This is a genomic window from Nocardioides humi (assembly GCF_006494775.1).
Taxonomy (GTDB): Bacteria; Actinomycetota; Actinomycetes; order Propionibacteriales; family Nocardioidaceae; genus Nocardioides; species Nocardioides humi.
This window is the reverse complement of the sequence record NZ_CP041146.1, coordinates 1,162,169-1,177,794: the sequence shown is the minus strand read 5'-3', so window position 1 is coordinate 1,177,794 and position 15,626 is coordinate 1,162,169. Positions and strand designations below refer to the sequence as shown.

Below are 15,626 nucleotides of genomic sequence, written 5' to 3'. Positions count from 1 at the left end.
AGCATCATGAGGTCATGGCCACCTCGCTCGCCGTCGTCGTCGCCGCGACCTTCGTGTGGCTCGGCATGGTCCTGGCGATCTCGTTCATCGAGGCGCCGGTGAAGTTCCGCGCGCCTGACGTCACCCTCCGGATCGGTCTCGGCATCGGGCGGCTGGTGTTCCGGGCGCTCAACGCGTGCGAGGTGGTGCTCGCGGTGGTCGTGGTCGCCGGGCTGGTCGCCGGCTCGCCCGAGCGGGGTCCCGCGGTGGCGCTCGGCCTCGCGGTGGCGGTCCTCGCCGTCCAGCTGCTGCTGGTCCGCCCGGCGCTGACCCGGCGCTCGGACGCCGTGCTGGCCGCGCCCGAGGGCGTCGAGGGGCCGGGCTCCCGCGCCCACCTGTGGTACGTCGGCGCCGAGGTCGTCAAGGTCGTGGCCCTCCTCGTCGGCGGCATCCTGCTGCTCGGCTGACGTTCACCCGCTCCTCCCCGGCGGGCCACTTGCGGCTGGTCGGCTCGGGGACATGACATCTCGGACAAGTCCCGCACGGCGGGCGCTGCTCATCCTCGCCTCCACCGCCGTCGCGCTCGGCGTGGCCGCCGTCCCCGCCCACGCCGACCGGGGCCATGGCCACGACCACGACCACGGCCCGCACCCGGCCGCCGCGCCGCTCGTGATCGCCCACCGCGGCGCGTCGGGCTACCGGCCCGAGCACACCCTGGCGGCGTACCGCCTGGCCATCCGGATGGGCGCCGACTACGTCGAGCCCGACCTGGTCTCCACGAGGGACGGCGTGCTGGTCGCGCGCCACGAGAACGAGATCAGCGGCACCACGGACGTCGCGGCGCACCCGGAGCTCGCCGACCGGCGCACCACCAAGACCATCGACGGCGTCGCGGTCACCGGCTGGTTCACCGAGGACCTCACCCTCGCCGAGCTCAAGACGCTGCGCGCCAAGGAGCGGCTGCCGGAGGTCCGGCCCGGCAACACCCGCTACGACGGCCGGTTCCAGATCCCCACCCTGGAGGAGGTCGTCGACCTGGTGAGGCGGGAGTCGCGCCGCCGCGGCCGCGTCATCGGCATCGCGCCGGAGACCAAGCACCCGACGTACTTCGACTCGATCGGGCTCTCGCTCGAGGAGCCGCTGGTGCGCACCCTGCGCCGCCACGGCCTGGACCGGAGGAACGCCGAGGTGGTCATCCAGTCCTTCGAGAGCGGCAACCTGCGCGAGCTCGCCCGGATGACCCGGGTCCCGCTGGTGCAGCTCGTCGAGCGGCCCGAGCAGGTCGCGCCGGCGCAACTGGCCGACATCGCGACGTACGCCGCCTGGGTGGGGCCGACCAAGGACCTGGTCCTGCCCCGCGACGCCGGCGGTGCGATCGGCGCGCCCAGCACGCTCGTCCGCGACGCGCACCGCGCCGGGTTGAAGGTGGTGACCTGGACGATGCGGGTGGAGAACCAGTTCCTGCCCGCCAACCACCGGCTCGGCACCGATCCCAACGCGAAGGGCGACCTGGCCGGCGAGATCGCGGCCTTCCTCGACGCCGGCGTCGACGCGCTCTTCTCCGACAATCCCGACATCGCGGTCGCCGCGCGCGACCGCTGGGTGCGGAAGGCGCGGCGCGCGGCCTGACCACTAGATTCGGCGGCATGGCGGACTGTGTCTTCTGCTCCATCGTCGCCGGCGAGACCGAGGCCGACGTCGTCCTCGACGAGCCCGACCTCCTCGCGTTCCTCGACCGGCGGCCGGTGTTCAAGGGCCACGTGCTGCTGGTCCCGCGCGAGCACGTCGTCACGCTGCCCGACCTCCCGGCCGGGCAGCGTGACGGCTTCCTGGCCGCGGCGCAGCGGCTCGCCACCGCCGTCGTCGAGGGACTGGGCGCGCAGGGCAGCTTCGTGGCGATGAACAACGTGGTCAGCCAGTCGGTGCCGCACCTGCACCTGCACGTCGTACCCCGGACCAAGGGCGACGGGCTCCGTGGCTTCTTCTGGCCGCGCACGAAGTACGCCGACGGCGAGTCCGCGGAGTACGCCGCCCGTCTGCGCGCCGCGCTGGGGTCGTAGGCTGCGGCCGGATCGTGACCACTGACGTGAGAGGTAAGCACATGGGTCGTTTCGACGGGCGAGTCGCCGTCATCACCGGAGCCGCGCGCGGGATCGGGTTCGGCACCGCCACCCGCTACGCCGAGGAGGGCGCGTCGGTCGCGATCGTCGACCTCGACGAGTCCGCCGCGGCCGAGGCCGCCGCCAGGCTGCCGCTGACCGAGGGCGCCAAGGCCATCGGCGTCGGCGCCAACGTCTCCGACGGCGCGTCGGTCGAGGCCGCCATCGGGCGGGTCGTGGCCGAGCTGGGCGGCATCCACATCCTGGTCAACAACGCGGGCATCACGCGGGACAACCTGCTGTTCAAGATGACCGAGGAGGACTGGGACCTGGTCATGGGGGTGCACCTGAAGGGTGCGTTCTTGATGACCAAGGCGGCGCAGACGCATTTCGTGGAGCAGAAGTACGGCAAGGTCGTGAACATCTCGAGCATCTCCGCGCTCGGCAACCGCGGCCAGGCCAACTACTCGGCTGCGAAGATGGGCGTGCAGGGGTTCACTCGGACCCTGGGCATCGAGCTCGGCCCGTTCGGGATCAACGTCAACGCGGTGGCGCCGGGGTTCATCGCCACCGAGATGACCGACGCCACCGCGGCGCGGCTGAAGATGGACGTCGAGGAGTTCCGCCGTCTCAACGCCGAGGCCAACCCGGTGCGTCGGGTCGGGTTCCCCGAGGACATCGCGGCGGCGGTGACCTTCCTGTCGAGCGACGAGGCGTCGTACATCACCGGCCAGACGCTCTACGTCGACGGCGGCATCTCCCTCGGCACCTGACGCGCCCGGCACGTGCGCTGGCGGCGTTGGCGGCGCTTGACGACCGCTTCGCTTTTGAGGTCGCCAGCGCGCCGCCGCCTTGCCATCACACGCGCCGGACGCGTCAGGACGGGGCGGGTCGGACTCACTCGAACCAGAAGCCGGCGGTGGCGAGCTCGGTGACCTCGTCGAGTGAGAGCGGGGGCGCCTCGGCGATCACCTCCGGCCTTCCCGCTTCGGGGTCGGGGCTGTTGAAGGCGGCGACGTCGATCATCCAGCCGTCGGGGCTGCAGATCGCGGCCCAATTGCCCATGAAGCCGCTGGTGTCGGAGCCGTCGCCGCCGTCGCCGGAGCGCGGCCACAGCCAGGACCCGTCGGGGAGCTGACGGCCGTCGGGCCCACAGTCCCTCTTCGGCGAGTACGCCGTCCGCTCGGCCAGACAGACCGGGTCGACGGCGCACTTCTGCTCGCGCTTTCGAGAGACCCACGAGATGCAGGCCATCTCGGGGGTGACCTTGGGGCTCGGTGCCACGTTGCGGATGGCCTGGTTCCACGTCGCCTTGTCCGCGTCGACCAGGGACGCATCGCAGCCCTCGGGCTTCAGACCCGGATCCAGGGACCGCGCCCAGGCCTCGGGGTCGACGCTCCCGTCACTGATGCTGACCTGCACCGCCGCGCCGTCCAGGAGAAGGCTGATCTCCAGCCCGGGCTGGACGGGCGAGTCCGGCTCGTCGGCGCGCGGCATCGTCGTGACATCGGTGACCTCGCCGTCGGGCAGGTGGTCGAGCAGGCGCTGCACCAGCACGTCGTCAGGGGGGAGGGGGCGCTGGTTCTCCGGCGTGAGCGCGCCGGGCGACGTCGTCGCCACGGCCGGGTCACGACCGGTCCGGTCGCCGGTGCCGAGCCCGGACTGCCAGGCGAGGCCTCCCACGGTGAGGGCGGTGACGGTGCCGAGGGTCGCGGCGGTCAGCATGCGGCGCCGCCGCAGTCGTCGGTGGCCACGGCGCGCCCCGTCGGCGACCAGGGCGGCGGTGTCGGGGTCGAGCCGGTCGGCGGCTCGTTCCAGCACGGTCGTGAGGTCGTGCTCGTTCATCGCAGTGCCTCCTTCCGCATCCGCGCGAGTGCGCGCATGCTCCGATTGCGGACAGCTCCGGGGGTGAGGCCGAGGGCGTCGGCCACCTGCTCGACGGACAGGTCGTCGAGATAGCGCAGCACCACGACGGCCCGGTCGGTCGGCGACAGGTCTGCCAGCGCTTCGACGAGCGCGACCCTCAGGTCGGTCGTCGCGGCGTGGTCGCCGCCGGCCGCCTCGAGGCCCGGCAGGTCGGCGTACGGCGTCTCGGTGCTGCTGCGCCGCCGGCGCCCGCTGATGAAGGTGCGGGTCAGCACGGTCTGCGCGTACGCCGCCGGGTTGTCGAGGCGCGGCCCGATCCGGCGGTGCATCCGCACGTACACCTTCGCCAGCGTCTCCTGGACCAGGTCCTCGGCCTCCGCACGGTGGCCGCAGAGCAGCCACGCCGCGCGGTAGAGCGGCGCCGCCTCGGCGCGGGCGAAGGCGTCGAAGGACTCGGGCACGGGCTCGATCATGTCTCTCCCGGGGGAACGGTGTGCTTTCCCGGTACGACGCAGCCCGCGCTCGTCGTGTCACAGCCGCGACACGCGGGCCCGGCTCCGACCTCTCGGTCCGGCGTGGGTCAGACTTGCCGCGTGCGTCCTTCGATCCTCCGCAGTGCCCTGCCCGCCTCGCTCGTCGTGCTGAGCCTCGTGCTCGCCGGGTGCGGGGGCGGTGACGACGGCGAGAAGAAGTCGAGCGGGGAGCCGACGGCGGAGGTGACGCCGGAGGAGCCGGCGACCTGGCCGCTGACCGGGCTGGAGGCGGAGGACGGGCAGTCCGTCGCGCTGGACCACCCCGTGGTCGTGACCAAGATCGACAACTCGCCGGCGAGCTCGCCGCAGATCGGGCTCAGCAAGGCCGACCTCGTGGTCGAGGAGCTCGTGGAGGGCGGGATCACCCGCCTCGCGGCGTTCTACTACTCGCAGCTGCCCGGCGACATCGGACCGGTCCGATCGATGCGGGCCAGCGACATCGGCATCGTGTCGCCGGCGGGCGGCGTGATCGCGACGAGCGGCGCCGCGGCCCCGACGATCGAGCGGATCAACCGCAACAAGATCAAGTACTTCAGCGAGGGCGGCCCCGGCTTCTACCGCAAGAGCGGCCGGCACGCGCCGTACAACCTCTTCACCGACCTCGAGAAGGTCGGCAAGGCGGCCGAGGACGGCAAGGACGAGCGGCCGGTGGACTACCTGCCGTGGGGGACCGCGGAGGACTTCGCCGGGGGTACGCCGGCGCCGACCCTCTCGGCGCACTTCGGCAGCCGCACGACCAACTGGCGCTTCGAGAACGGCACGTACACCAACACCAACTCCAACGCCGCCGAGGGCGACCACTTCGTGCCCGACACCGTGCTGGTGCTGCGGGTCAAGGTCGTCGACGCGGGCTACCGCGACCCGGCGGGCAACTTCGTGCCGGAGAGCAAGTTCGAGGGCACGGGCGCGGCGCAGGTGTTCCACAACGGCGAGGTCGTCGAGGGCACCTGGTCCAAGGACAAGATCGACTCCCCACTGACCCTGGCCACCGCGGACGGCGCCGAGCTGAAGGTCCCCGCGGGCAAGGTCTGGATCGAGCTGGTGCCGGTCGACGCCGACAACGGCTCGGTCACCGTCGGCGAGTAGCCGCTACTCGCCCTCCTCGGCGGCGTCGGTCCCGTCGGCGCCGAGGAAGGCGCTCGGCATCGAGATGCCCTGCTCGACCAGGCTCTGGACGCCGGCGAGCAGGAAGCCGATCGCGCCCTCCACCCGGCGGGCGGCGGCCTCCGGGTCGTCGGCCGTGGCGACGGACTCGCCGGCCGACGACATGGCGCCGAAGAAGATCCGCGCGAAGGTCTGCAGCATGTCCTCGTCGAGGTCCCACGAGCCCGCGTCCAGCGTGGCGCGGACGATCTCGACGATATTGGCGAAGGTCGAGCGCTCCTCCTGCTCGCGGTACCGCTCGTAGCCGAGCACCGCCGGGCCGTCCTGGATCACGATCCGGCGGTACCGCACCTCCTGGACGACGTCGAGGAAGGAGCGCAGCCCCTCGAGGGCCTTGCGCCACGGGTCCTTCTCGCCGCGCAGCGACTTCTGGATCCGCTTGGCGGCCTCCTGCTCGACCCGCTCGAAGACCGACTCGAACAGCGCCTGCTTGCCCGAGAAGTGGTGGTAGAGCGCGCCCTTGGTGACGCGCGCACCGGACACGATCGCGTCGAGCGAGGTCGCGGCGTACCCCTTCTCGGCGAACAGCTGCTCGGCGACGTCGACGAGGGCTCGCTTGGTCGAGGCGGAGTACGCCGCCCGCCGGGACGCCCCGGGAACGCCGGGGACGGGGACCTTGGGGACGAGTTTCGACACCGATGCCTTCGCCACCGGTTCAGCATAGGCGCGCCGTGACACCGGTCACGTCGGCGGGTGGGCGGGATCACGGTGTCGCACCGTTGGGCATACCGCCGGTCTGGTCCATACTCGTAGTACGTACCAGCGGTATGTGGAATACCCCGAGTTCACAGCCGCCGATCGAACGAGGAGTGCTGACCATGACCTGGAAGGCCTTTCACAACCGGGGCGAGACCCTCCGCTCCGTCATCGCGACCTCCGCGGTCCGCCGCGACGGCATCCTGCCCATGGACGTCGACGGCGTGTCCGCGACGTTCCGCGACGAGCTCGACCTGCTCGCCGCCCTGATCCTGAAGTGGCACACCCGCCTGTCCGGCCAGATCGAGCGGATGCTCGCGCACCAGCCGATGGACCTCCACGAGGCCGTCGCGATCGCGTGGAGCAACACCGCCCACGAGCTGCCCGGCGTCCGGATGATCATCGACCACTACCGCGCCCACCCCGTCGACGACGCGATGGCGTCGGCGATGGCCGCCTCCAGCTTCAAGGAGCACTACCTGCTCGCCGTGATGGCCGGCCGCACCAGCCTCGGGGACGACGCCGCCGACCGGATCGGCGCCGAGATCGAGGAGCGGGCCCGCCTGCTCCACCGCGGCATCCCCGTCATCGCCCCCGACACGGCGTACGCCGAGCCCGAGGCGCCCCGCGGCTCGCTGCTCGAGCGGCTCCGCGCGGTCGTCGCCGCCTGATCCTCTCTGAGTGCGGCCCCGGCCCGACGCGACTCCCTCCCATCTCGCGTCGGGCGGGGGCCGCTTTGCCCTTTCAGGGGGATGATGGGGGCATGTCCAGCGAGCTGACCGCCGGACGCCTCCTGCTGGCGTCGCCCGACCTGCTCGACCCCAACTTCGTCGACACCGTCGTGCTCCTCCTCGACGTCAACGAGGAGGGTGCCCTCGGCGTCGTCCTCAACCGGCCCACGGCGCTGCCGGTCTCGGAGGTGCTGGGGGAGTGGGGCGAGGTGGTCGAGGAGCCCGAGGTGCTCTTCCAGGGCGGACCCGTCGCGACCGACGGCGCGCTGGCGGTCGCCCTCGCCGCGCCGGGCGGCGAGCAGGCCGCGGGCTTCCGGCCGGTCTGGGACCGGCTCGGCCTGCTCGACCTCGACACCCCACGCGAGCTCGTCGACGGCAGCGTCGACCGGCTGCGGATCTTCGCGGGGTACGCCGGCTGGGGTGCCGGCCAGCTCCAGGCGGAGATCGCGGAGGGCAGCTGGTACGTCGTGCCGGGGCGGGTCGAGGACGTCTTCGGCGAGGACAGCCGCGACCTGCGCCGCCAGGTGCTCCGCCGCCAGCCCGGCGATCTCGCGCTCCACGCCACCCGGCCGGCCGACCCGGAGCTGAACTGAGCCCGAGCCTGAAGCGCCTGAGCCTGAGGCCGGGGTGCCGCCACCGCCCCGGCGGTCCATGAAGGTTCTCTCATCTCGCTCTCACCGGCCTGTCATCCCTGCCCGGGAGCCTCGGTCCGTACCCGGATCAGGAAGGAGGGGAAGGACATGGCCCGTTCAGGACTCCTCAAGGCCGTCGCGCCGGCCAGGATCTCGGCCCGCCGCGGCAGCGACAGCTCCGACGACCGCCGCCGCCGTCGCAAGAAGCGCCGTCGCCGTCGTCGCAACCGGCGCACCAGCCGCAGCAGCTAGGGCGCGGGCCCGGAGCGCTCCCACACGCTCCGGGCCCGGCCCAGGTCCGCCCATCGTGAGAGAGGCGAGGGATGTCCGCGGGGAGCGAGCAGGCCGACATCGGCCTGAGGCGGCGCATCGGCGCGTCGTTGCGGCCGGAGGAGGACGCGGCGCCGCTGGTCGAGCACGCCCGGGGGATGACCCTGCGCCAGGTGGTCCGGCGGTTCTGGCCGCGCCTGCGGCCGCTGCGCGGGTGGCTGCTGCTCGGCGTGGTCCTGATGATGGTCGTCCCCCTCGTCGAGATCGCCGAGATCCTGCTGTTCGAGCGGCTGGTGGACGACGTGCTGGTGCCCGCCGAGTGGCGCCCGCTGCTCTGGCTCGCGGTCGTGTACGTCGGCCTCAACCTGGCGTCGGCGGTGGCCTCGGGTCTCGACGACATCGTCGCGACCTGGGTCTCGCAGCGCTTCCTGCTCGACCTGCGGACCGACTCCTTCCGCCACGTCCTCTCCCTCCCGCTCCACGTCCACGAGCGCCGCCGCCTCGGCGACGTCCTCTCGCGGCTGACCTCCGACGTCGCCGCGGTCGAGGCCTTCCTCGTGGGCAACCTGAGCGCCGCCCTCGACTCCGGGCTGCGCCTGGTCCTCTTCACCGGCGCCCTCGTCCACCTGCAGTGGGAGCTGGCACTGGCCTCGTTCGTGGTGGTCCCCGCCCTGTGGTGGATCTCGACCCGCTTCGCGGCCTTCGTACGACGTCTCGCCCGGGAGCGCCGCCGCCGCGCGGGCTCGCTCTCGGCGGTCACCGAGGAGCACCTCGCCCACGGCGCGCTGGTCCAGGCCTACAACCGCGAGGAGCAGACGGTCGCGGCGTACCACCGGCAGAACCGGGCCATCTTCGGCGCGGAGATGGCGGGCGCCCGGGTCCGCAGCCTCTTCCTGCCGCTCGTCGACCTGACCGAGCTCGCCGGGACCCTGGTCGTGGTCGCCCTCGGGTCTGGGCGCTGCACACCGACCGGCTCACCCTCGGCGGCCTGCTGGCGTTCCTGGCCCTGCTCGCCCAGTGCCACAAGCCGGTCCGCGAGCTCGCCGACCTGATCCCCTCCCTGTACGCCGCCTCGGCGGGCGTGGAGCGCATCGTGGAGCTGCTCGACGAGCCGCCGCCCACCGACCGTCCCGGCGCCCGGCCGCTCTCCGCGCCGGTCGGCCGGGTCCGGCTGGACCGGGTGAGCGTGACCTACCCGGGCGCGGCCGCGCCGGCGCTGCGCGAGGTCAGCCTGGACGTCGAGCCCGGCGAGATCGTCGCGCTGTCCGGCCCCAGCGGCGCGGGCAAGTCGACCGTCGTACGGCTGCTGACCCGGCACCTCGACGCCGACGAGGGGCAGGTGCTGCTGGACGGCCACCCGGTCGAGGAGCTCACCATCGCGTCGGTGCGCGACGCGATCACGGTCGTGCTCCAGGAGACCCTGCTGATGGACGCCACCATCCACGACAACGTCGCCTTCGGCCGTCCGGGTGCGAGTCGCGCGGAGGTGGAGGCCGCGGCGCGCGCGGCCGACGCCCACGAGTTCGTCTCGGCCCTTCCCGGCGGGTACGACGCCCGCGTGGGCCAGCGGGGGCGGTCGCTGTCCGGCGGTCAGCGCCAACGGGTCGCGTTGGCGCGGGCGCTGCTGCGGGGCTCGCCGGTCCTGGTGCTCGACGAGCCGACGACCGGACTGGACGCGGCGACCGCGCGGCGGGTGCTGGAGCCGGTGCGCGCCGCGGCGACGGGCCGCAGCGTGCTCCTGGTCAGCCACGACCCGGTGGCCCTGGCCTTCGCGGACCGGGTCGTGCATCTCGAGGGTGGCAAGGTTCTCGACGAGGAGGTGGCGCGATGAGCCGCTGGGGGAGCGGGCGTGGCCGGGGCTCGGCGGGCGTCGTACCGGTGGGCGAGGAGGTGCTGCCCGGCTACCCGGTCGTCGCCCTGCTCGCGCACGGGCGCCGGGTCGACACCTACGACGTGCACTCGCGGGAGCGGGACTGCCGGTGCGTGGTGAAGATCCTGCGCCCCGACCGACGCGGCGACCAGCGCGTGCGGGACGCGGTGATCCAGGAGGGCCGGCTGGTCTGCGCGCTGACCCATCCGCACCTGGTCCGCGGCTACGAGGTCCACGAGGAGCCGCCCGCCGTGGTCCTCGAGACCCTGGGCGGCGCGACCCTGGCGGCCCTGGTCGACGACGGACCGCTCACGGTCGGCGACGCCTCGCTCCTCGGGCTGCAGCTGATCTCCGCGCTGTCGTACCTCCACGGGAGGGGCTGGCTCCACCTCGACGTCAAGCCGGCCAACGTCGTGATCGACAACGGGCGCGCGGTCCTGATCGACCTCTCCCTGGCCGGGCGTCCCGGCGTCGGCCGCCGTGGTGCGGGCACGCGGGGCTACCTGGCCCCGGAGCAGGCGCGCGGCGTCGGCCTGGGGCCGGCCACCGACGTCTGGGGCTTGGGCATCACCCTGGTGGAGGCGCTCACCGAGCTGATGCCGTACGGCGACGAGGCGACCTGGGACTCCCGGCGCCGGATCCCGGTCCTGCACCGCCGCGCTGCCCGGCTCCCGCGCCGGCTCCTCGCGGACGTGCCCGGCCTGCCGGCGGAGACGGATGCGGCGCTGCGCGGCTGCCTCGCCGAGGACCCGGCCGACCGGCCGACGCTGGCGGAGCTCCGGGGCTGCCTCGCGGCGACGTCGCCAGTTTGAGACATTGATGTCTCATGTGAGACAGTGAAGTCTCACTCAAGGAGGCCTCATGTCCACCCGGGACACGGTGCTGGTCGCAGCCCAGCGCCTGCTCACCACCCAGCCCACCGCCTCGATGGCGGAGATCGCGGCGGCCGCCGGCGTCGGCCGGGCGACGGTGCACCGCCACTTCGCCAACCGCGAGGAGCTGCTGCACGAGATCGGCGCCCGCTCCCTCGACCGCTGGGCGGAGAGCCTGGTGGCGGCCGGCGTCGCCGAGGCCGCGGCCTCGGCCGACCCGGCGCGGATCCGCGCCGGCCTGGACGACGTCCTCGCGCGCTTCGTCGCCGACCTCGAGGACTTCGGCGTCGCGCTGACCGACCCGACCGTCGTCAACTCGCCCGCCCTGCAGGAGCGCTGCCAGGCGCTGTTCGCCGAGGAGGTCGCCCTGTACGCCGCCGCGCAGGCCGCGGGCGTGCTGCGCGCCGACGTGCCGGCCCGCTGGCTGGGCCACTCCGTCTACGGCCTGCTGGTCGCCGTCCGCGACGCCCTCCTCGCCGGGGACATCGCCCGCCGCGACGCCGAGGCCCTGGTCCGCTCCACCTTCCTCGACGGTGGTGCCGCGCGATGACCGCCACCCTGCCCACGCAGGCTGCCGTGACCGGCGGCGACCGCCGGCGCTGGGGCGGCCTGGCCGTGCTCGCGGCCAGCCTGCTCGTGGTCGTGATGGACATGACCGTCCTCAACGTCGCGCTGCCCGACCTCACCGAGGACCTCCACGCCGGGGCGCTGGCCCAGCTGTGGATCGTCGACGTCTACTCCCTGGTCCTCGCGGGCCTGCTCGTCCCCGTCGCGGCGCTCGCCGACCGCTGGGGCCGGCGCCGGATGCTGCTCACCGGCTTCGCCATCTTCGCCGTCGCCTCGCTCGCCGCGCTGATCGCGCAGAGCCCGGGCGACGTCATCGCGGTCCGCGCGCTGCTCGGCATCGGCGGCGCGATGATCATGCCGGCCACGCTCTCCCTGATCCGCGCGCTGTTCCCGGACGCCCGCGAGCGCGCCTTCGCGCTCGGCCTCTGGGCCGCGACCGCCGCGGTCGGCGGCGCCGTGGGCCCGATCGTCGGCGGCGCGCTGCTCAGCGCGTTCAGCTGGCACGCCGCCTTCCTCGTCAACGTGCCGCTGATGGTGGTCGCGCTCGTGGCCGGCGTCCTGTTGCTGCCGGAGAGCCGCTCGGATCGGCCCGGCCGGGTCGACGCGCTCGGCGTGCTGCTCTCGGTCGGCGGCATGGTGGCCGCGGTCTACGGCGTCAAGCACCTCGGCAAGGGCGACCTCGACGTCCCCACGCTGCTCGTGCTGGGCGCCGGCCTCGCGCTGCTCACCGGCTTCGTGCGGCGCTGCCTGGCGCAGGACGAGCCGATGCTCGCCGTACGCCTGTTCGCGAACCCGGTCTTCCGCTCCGGCGTCGCCACCGCACTGGTGAGCAGCACCGCGATGATCGCGCTGCTGTTCGTCGGCTCGCAGTGGCTGCAGCTGGTCCAGGGCTGGAGCCCGCTCCTCGCGGGCGTCGCGCTGCTCCCCATGGCCGTCGGCGGCCTGATCGGCCCGCCGCTGGCGCCCGCCGTCGCGGCCCGCCTCGGCGCGCGGAACGTCATCGTCGCCGGGCTCGTCGTGCTCGCCGCCGGCCTGCTCACGCTCTGGCTGCTCCCGCGCCCGATGCCGTACGCCGGCATCGCGCTCGCCCTGCTCCTCGTCGGCTTCGGCACGGCCGCCCTCGGCCTCGCCTCCGCCCTCATCATGGGCGCCGCCCCGGCCCACCACGCCGGCTCGGCGGCCGCGGTCGAGGAGATGTCGTACGAGATCGGCGGCGTGCTCGGCATCGCCGTGCTCGGCAGCCTCGCCGGCGTCGTCTACCGCCACGGCCTGCCCGCCGGTGCGCCGGACGCCGCCGTGGAGTCGATCGCCGGTGCCCTCGGCACCCCCGTCGAGCCGGCCGCGCTCGCGTCGTACACCGACGCGTTCGGGATGGTCGGCCTCGCCGGGGCCGTCGTCACCCTGCTCGTCGCGGTCCTGGTGTGGCGGGGGCTTCCTGCGGACGTCGACGTGTCGGGTGGGCACTGACGGACGCGGTAGCCTCCCGGGCGGCGGCCTCGGCCTCCTCCTTGGCGACCTCCTCTTCCTCGGTCACCACGGGCACCCCGAGCGACGCGGCGAGGTGGTCGACGACCCTCTGCTGTGCGGCGGGAGCGCCCTCGTGGTCGAGGGAGACCATGACCGAGTAGGCGGGCAGGAAGCGATGCGGGTAGACGTCGACCAGGACGTCGTCGCCGAGCTCGAGCGCGTCGAGAGCGGACTCGACGTCCGCCACGCTGGCGCCGCCTCCGACCAGGACGTACCGCTCGTTCAGGCTCATGCCCACCACGATATCGCGGTCGTGCCCGTGGCCGAGCCGACGAGGACGACCAGCTGGTCGAGGTCCACGCCGAGGCGCGTGACGACCAGTGTGATGTTCTCGGCGGCGTCGTCGGCCGTGAGGTCGGTTCGCCGGGCGTCTCGCTGCCGCCGACGAGCGCATCCGGGGCCTTGCGCTTCCTGAGCGGACGCAGCGAGACGACCGGGCCGGCGCCGCGCTCGACGAGCCAGTCGGCGATGGCGACCTCGTGCGGCTCGAAGAACTCGTAGGGGTCGCCCTCGGGGCGCAGCCGGAGCGTCGTGGCGTCCGCGGCCGTGATGAGCTCGCCCTGGACGGACTCTCCGCCCGGCGTGGCCAGGACGCGCCGGTCGAAGGGGAGGACCGGATGGTCCACGGGCTCGGCGGACGCCATGGCGCCACCCTGCCGGGAACGCCCGACTCGTGTCGGGCTCATCCACAGGCACCCGCACGCCGGGGCAGGCCGGAGCGAGGCCAGCGACTAGACTGCGCCACGTGACCACGATCGGCTTCTCGACAGAAACGGACGTCCGCGAGGACCGCCGTACCGTCCCGACCGACGAGGGCGACCACGAGCGTTTCTCCCACTACGTGGAGAAGGACAAGCTCACCGAGGCGATGGTCATGGGCACGCCGGTCGTGGCCCTGTGCGGGAAGGTCTGGGTGCCGAGCCGGGCGCCGGAGAAGTTCCCGGTCTGCCCGGAGTGCAAGGAGATCTGGGAGGGCCTCGGCGACGACAAGCCGGGCGACGGCTCGGGCGGCTCGGGCGGCTCCGGCGGAGGGTCCGGTCCCGACGCATGAGCTCGCTCGGTCCGGCGTGGCCGGAGCGGGCAGCCTGGGGCACGGCGCCGTCGCTGCGTGCCTGGCAGTCCGCTGCGCTCACCGACTACCTCGCCCGCAACCCGCGTGACTTCCTCACCGTGGCGACGCCCGGCGCGGGCAAGACCACCTTCGCGCTGACGGTCGCCGCGGAGCTGCTCGGGCGGCGGATGGTCGACCGGCTGATCATCGTCGCGCCCACCGAGCACCTCAAGCTGCAGTGGGCCGAGGCGGCGGCGCGCGCGGGCCTGCCGATCGACCCGACGTACTCCGCCGGCTCGGGCAAGATCTCCAGCGACTACGTCGGCGTCGCGGTGACCTACGCCGGCGTCGGCGTCAACCCGCTCGCGATGCGGATCCGCACCGAGCGGTTCAAGACCCTGGTGATCCTCGACGAGGTCCACCACGCCGGCGACTCGCTGAGCTGGGGCGAGGGGGTGCGGGAGGCCTTCGAGCCGGCGGCGCGCCGCCTGGCGCTGACGGGCACGCCGTTCCGCTCCGACATCAACCCGATCCCGTTCGTCACCTACGCGCCCGGCGAGGGCGGCGTGCCGACGTCGGTGGCCGACTACACCTACGGGTACGCCGAGGCGCTGGCCGACCACGTCGTGCGGCCGGTGCTCTTCCTCGCCTACTCCGGCCAGATGAGCTGGCGCACCCGCGCGGGCGACGAGGTCGCCGCGTCGCTGGGGGAGCCGCTCACCAAGGACATGACCTCGCAGGCGCTGCGCACCGCGCTCGACCCCAGCGGCTCGTGGATCCCGTCGGTCCTCGCCGCCGCCGACAAGCGGCTGGAGGAGGTGCGCCGCCACATCCCCGACGCGGGCGGGCTGGTGATCGCCTCCGACCAGGACGGCGCCCGCGCCTACGCCAAGCTGCTCAAGGCGATCACCGGCGAGCCCGCGACCGTCGTGCTCTCCGACGAGAAGGCGTCGTCGAAGAAGATCTCGGAGTTCAGCGAGAACGACCGGCGCTGGATGGTCGCGGTCCGGATGGTGTCCGAGGGCGTCGACGTCCCGCGGCTCGCGGTCGGGGTGTGGGCGACCACCACCTCGACGCCGCTGTTCTTCGCGCAGGCGGTCGGCCGCTTCGTGCGGGCCCGCAAGCGCGGCGAGATCGCGTCGGTGTTCCTGCCGTCGGTGCCGAACCTGCTCACCTTCGCCGCCGAGCTCGAGGCCCAGCGCGACCACGTGCTCAAGCGCAAGGTGAGCAGCGACGGCGACATCTTCGCGGCCGAGGACGACCTGCTCGCCCAGGCCAACGCCGGGGAGGCCGCGTCCGACGAGCTGGAGGCGCTGCCCTTCGAGGCGCTCGGCTCCGAGGCCCGCTTCGACCACGCCCTGTACGACGGCGCGCAGTTCGGCCACGAGGGCGAGGTCCACGTGGGCTCCGACGAGGAGATGGACTTCCTCGGCATCCCCGGCCTGCTCGAGCCGGACCAGGTCAGCGCGCTGCTCCAGCAGCGGCAGGCCGACCGTCGTCGTACCCGGCGCCCGGAGGCCGGAGCCGGCGAGCGGGCGGCCGACACGGTCGCCGAGGTGACCACCCACGAGCACCTCGGCCTGCTGCGGCGCGAGCTGAACTCGCTCGTCGCGTCCTGGCACCACCGCACCGGGCAGGCGCACGGCATCACCCATGCCGCCCTGCGCAAGGAGTGCGGGGGACCGGCCGCCGCGGTCGCGAACGCCGACCAGCTGCAGAAGCGGATCGACCGGATCCGCGAGTGGGCGGTGCGGAAGACGTCCTGACCC

General features: G+C 73.5%; 19 protein-coding genes. 15 read left to right on the top strand and 4 right to left on the bottom strand.

Annotated features, from left to right (window positions below):
* The first annotated feature begins 14 nt into the window (after positions 1-14).
* Genes FIV44_RS05795 through FIV44_RS05780 form a run of 4 tightly spaced genes read left to right on the top strand, consistent with a single transcriptional unit; the run spans position 15 to position 2,851 of the window.
* Entirely contained in the window at positions 15-446 is a 432-nt protein-coding gene (locus FIV44_RS05795; RefSeq protein ID WP_141003625.1) for a DUF4149 domain-containing protein, read from the top strand.
* Positions 447-498: 52 nt separating this feature from the next.
* Positions 499-1,608: a glycerophosphodiester phosphodiesterase gene (locus FIV44_RS05790; RefSeq protein WP_141003624.1), complete on the top strand. Its 1,110-nt coding sequence runs from the start codon at positions 499-501 to the stop codon at positions 1,606-1,608.
* A gap of 17 nt (positions 1,609-1,625) precedes the next feature.
* Positions 1,626-2,039, top strand: coding sequence for an HIT family protein (locus FIV44_RS05785; RefSeq protein WP_141003623.1), 414 nt, complete (start codon positions 1,626-1,628; stop codon positions 2,037-2,039).
* Between the two features lie 41 nt (positions 2,040-2,080).
* On the top strand, positions 2,081-2,851 hold the full coding sequence (locus FIV44_RS05780; protein ID WP_141003622.1) for an SDR family NAD(P)-dependent oxidoreductase: 771 nt from the start codon (positions 2,081-2,083) through the stop codon (positions 2,849-2,851).
* A 124-nt stretch (positions 2,852-2,975) separates the two neighbouring features.
* Here FIV44_RS05780 and FIV44_RS05775 read toward each other — a convergent pair whose 3' ends face one another.
* Positions 2,976-3,923, bottom strand: coding sequence for a hypothetical protein (locus FIV44_RS05775; protein WP_141003621.1), 948 nt, complete (start codon positions 3,921-3,923; stop codon positions 2,976-2,978).
* Positions 3,920-4,405 carry a SigE family RNA polymerase sigma factor gene (locus tag FIV44_RS05770; protein WP_342778879.1) on the bottom strand — a complete coding sequence of 162 codons (486 nt, stop codon included), beginning with the start codon at positions 4,403-4,405 and terminating at the stop codon, positions 3,920-3,922. The genes FIV44_RS05775 and FIV44_RS05770 overlap by 4 nt, the downstream gene beginning before the upstream one ends.
* A gap of 132 nt (positions 4,406-4,537) precedes the next feature.
* Between FIV44_RS05770 and FIV44_RS05765 the strand changes: the two genes are divergently transcribed.
* A complete protein-coding gene (locus tag FIV44_RS05765) occupies positions 4,538-5,563 on the top strand; it encodes a DUF3048 domain-containing protein (RefSeq protein WP_181411015.1) in 1,026 nt (341 codons plus the stop codon).
* Positions 5,564-5,566: 3 nt separating this feature from the next.
* Here FIV44_RS05765 and FIV44_RS05760 read toward each other — a convergent pair whose 3' ends face one another.
* A complete protein-coding gene (locus tag FIV44_RS05760; protein WP_141003618.1) occupies positions 5,567-6,292 on the bottom strand; it encodes a TetR/AcrR family transcriptional regulator in 726 nt (241 codons plus the stop codon).
* 167 nt (positions 6,293-6,459) lie between these two features.
* Between FIV44_RS05760 and FIV44_RS05755 the strand changes: the two genes are divergently transcribed.
* The 8 genes from FIV44_RS05755 to FIV44_RS05725 all read left to right on the top strand — a co-directional run bounded on the left by FIV44_RS05755 (position 6,460) and on the right by FIV44_RS05725 (position 12,746).
* The gene (locus FIV44_RS05755) at positions 6,460-7,008 is read left to right on the top strand and encodes a hypothetical protein (protein ID WP_141003617.1); all 549 of its coding nucleotides are present in this window, start codon (positions 6,460-6,462) and stop codon (positions 7,006-7,008) included.
* A 92-nt stretch (positions 7,009-7,100) separates the two neighbouring features.
* Complete coding sequence (locus FIV44_RS05750) at positions 7,101-7,661, top strand: YqgE/AlgH family protein (protein ID WP_141003616.1); 561 nt, start codon at positions 7,101-7,103, stop codon at positions 7,659-7,661.
* 147 nt (positions 7,662-7,808) lie between these two features.
* Positions 7,809-7,952: a hypothetical protein gene (locus tag FIV44_RS30285; protein ID WP_181411014.1), complete on the top strand. Its 144-nt coding sequence runs from the start codon at positions 7,809-7,811 to the stop codon at positions 7,950-7,952.
* Positions 7,953-8,023: 71 nt separating this feature from the next.
* Positions 8,024-9,022 carry an ABC transporter transmembrane domain-containing protein gene (locus FIV44_RS05745; RefSeq protein ID WP_141003615.1) on the top strand — a complete coding sequence of 333 codons (999 nt, stop codon included), beginning with the start codon at positions 8,024-8,026 and terminating at the stop codon, positions 9,020-9,022.
* A gap of 29 nt (positions 9,023-9,051) precedes the next feature.
* Entirely contained in the window at positions 9,052-9,801 is a 750-nt protein-coding gene (locus FIV44_RS30280) for an ATP-binding cassette domain-containing protein (RefSeq protein WP_181411013.1), read from the top strand.
* On the top strand, positions 9,798-10,652 hold the full coding sequence (locus FIV44_RS05735) for a serine/threonine-protein kinase (protein WP_141003613.1): 855 nt from the start codon (positions 9,798-9,800) through the stop codon (positions 10,650-10,652). Before FIV44_RS30280 ends, FIV44_RS05735 begins: the two co-directional genes overlap by 4 nt.
* A gap of 49 nt (positions 10,653-10,701) precedes the next feature.
* On the top strand, positions 10,702-11,262 hold the full coding sequence (locus FIV44_RS05730) for a TetR/AcrR family transcriptional regulator (RefSeq protein WP_141003612.1): 561 nt from the start codon (positions 10,702-10,704) through the stop codon (positions 11,260-11,262).
* Positions 11,259-12,746 carry an MFS transporter gene (locus FIV44_RS05725; RefSeq protein ID WP_141003611.1) on the top strand — a complete coding sequence of 496 codons (1,488 nt, stop codon included), beginning with the start codon at positions 11,259-11,261 and terminating at the stop codon, positions 12,744-12,746. Before FIV44_RS05730 ends, FIV44_RS05725 begins: the two co-directional genes overlap by 4 nt.
* Here the strand turns inward: FIV44_RS05725 and FIV44_RS05720 are convergent.
* The gene (locus FIV44_RS05720) at positions 12,676-13,038 is read right to left on the bottom strand and encodes a hypothetical protein (protein ID WP_141003610.1); all 363 of its coding nucleotides are present in this window, start codon (positions 13,036-13,038) and stop codon (positions 12,676-12,678) included. The two genes, FIV44_RS05725 and FIV44_RS05720, sit on opposite strands and share 71 nt — an antisense overlap.
* A 513-nt stretch (positions 13,039-13,551) precedes the next feature.
* Here FIV44_RS05720 and FIV44_RS05715 point away from each other — a divergent pair.
* Both FIV44_RS05715 and FIV44_RS05710 read left to right on the top strand, forming a co-directional pair.
* A complete protein-coding gene (locus FIV44_RS05715; protein ID WP_141003609.1) occupies positions 13,552-13,857 on the top strand; it encodes a DUF3039 domain-containing protein in 306 nt (101 codons plus the stop codon).
* Positions 13,854-15,623, top strand: a complete 1,770-nt coding sequence (locus FIV44_RS05710) for a DEAD/DEAH box helicase (RefSeq protein WP_141003608.1) — start codon at positions 13,854-13,856, stop codon at positions 15,621-15,623. The genes FIV44_RS05715 and FIV44_RS05710 overlap by 4 nt, the downstream gene beginning before the upstream one ends.
* The last annotated feature ends 3 nt before the right edge of the window (positions 15,624-15,626 follow it).

Coding starts and splice junctions, on each gene's coding strand:
- FIV44_RS05795 (WP_141003625.1), top strand. CDS start 15: ATGGCCACCTCGCTCGCCGTCGTCGTCGCCGCGACCTTCGTGTGGCTC.
- FIV44_RS05790 (WP_141003624.1), top strand. CDS start 499: ATGACATCTCGGACAAGTCCCGCACGGCGGGCGCTGCTCATCCTCGCC.
- FIV44_RS05785 (WP_141003623.1), top strand. CDS start 1,626: ATGGCGGACTGTGTCTTCTGCTCCATCGTCGCCGGCGAGACCGAGGCC.
- FIV44_RS05780 (WP_141003622.1), top strand. CDS start 2,081: ATGGGTCGTTTCGACGGGCGAGTCGCCGTCATCACCGGAGCCGCGCGC.
- FIV44_RS05775 (WP_141003621.1), bottom strand. CDS start 3,923: ATGAACGAGCACGACCTCACGACCGTGCTGGAACGAGCCGCCGACCGG.
- FIV44_RS05755 (WP_141003617.1), top strand. CDS start 6,460: ATGACCTGGAAGGCCTTTCACAACCGGGGCGAGACCCTCCGCTCCGTC.
- FIV44_RS05750 (WP_141003616.1), top strand. CDS start 7,101: ATGTCCAGCGAGCTGACCGCCGGACGCCTCCTGCTGGCGTCGCCCGAC.
- FIV44_RS30285 (WP_181411014.1), top strand. CDS start 7,809: ATGGCCCGTTCAGGACTCCTCAAGGCCGTCGCGCCGGCCAGGATCTCG.
- FIV44_RS05745 (WP_141003615.1), top strand. CDS start 8,024: ATGTCCGCGGGGAGCGAGCAGGCCGACATCGGCCTGAGGCGGCGCATC.
- FIV44_RS05735 (WP_141003613.1), top strand. CDS start 9,798: ATGAGCCGCTGGGGGAGCGGGCGTGGCCGGGGCTCGGCGGGCGTCGTA.
- FIV44_RS05730 (WP_141003612.1), top strand. CDS start 10,702: ATGTCCACCCGGGACACGGTGCTGGTCGCAGCCCAGCGCCTGCTCACC.
- FIV44_RS05725 (WP_141003611.1), top strand. CDS start 11,259: ATGACCGCCACCCTGCCCACGCAGGCTGCCGTGACCGGCGGCGACCGC.
- FIV44_RS05720 (WP_141003610.1), bottom strand. CDS start 13,038: ATGAGCCTGAACGAGCGGTACGTCCTGGTCGGAGGCGGCGCCAGCGTG.
- FIV44_RS05710 (WP_141003608.1), top strand. CDS start 13,854: ATGAGCTCGCTCGGTCCGGCGTGGCCGGAGCGGGCAGCCTGGGGCACG.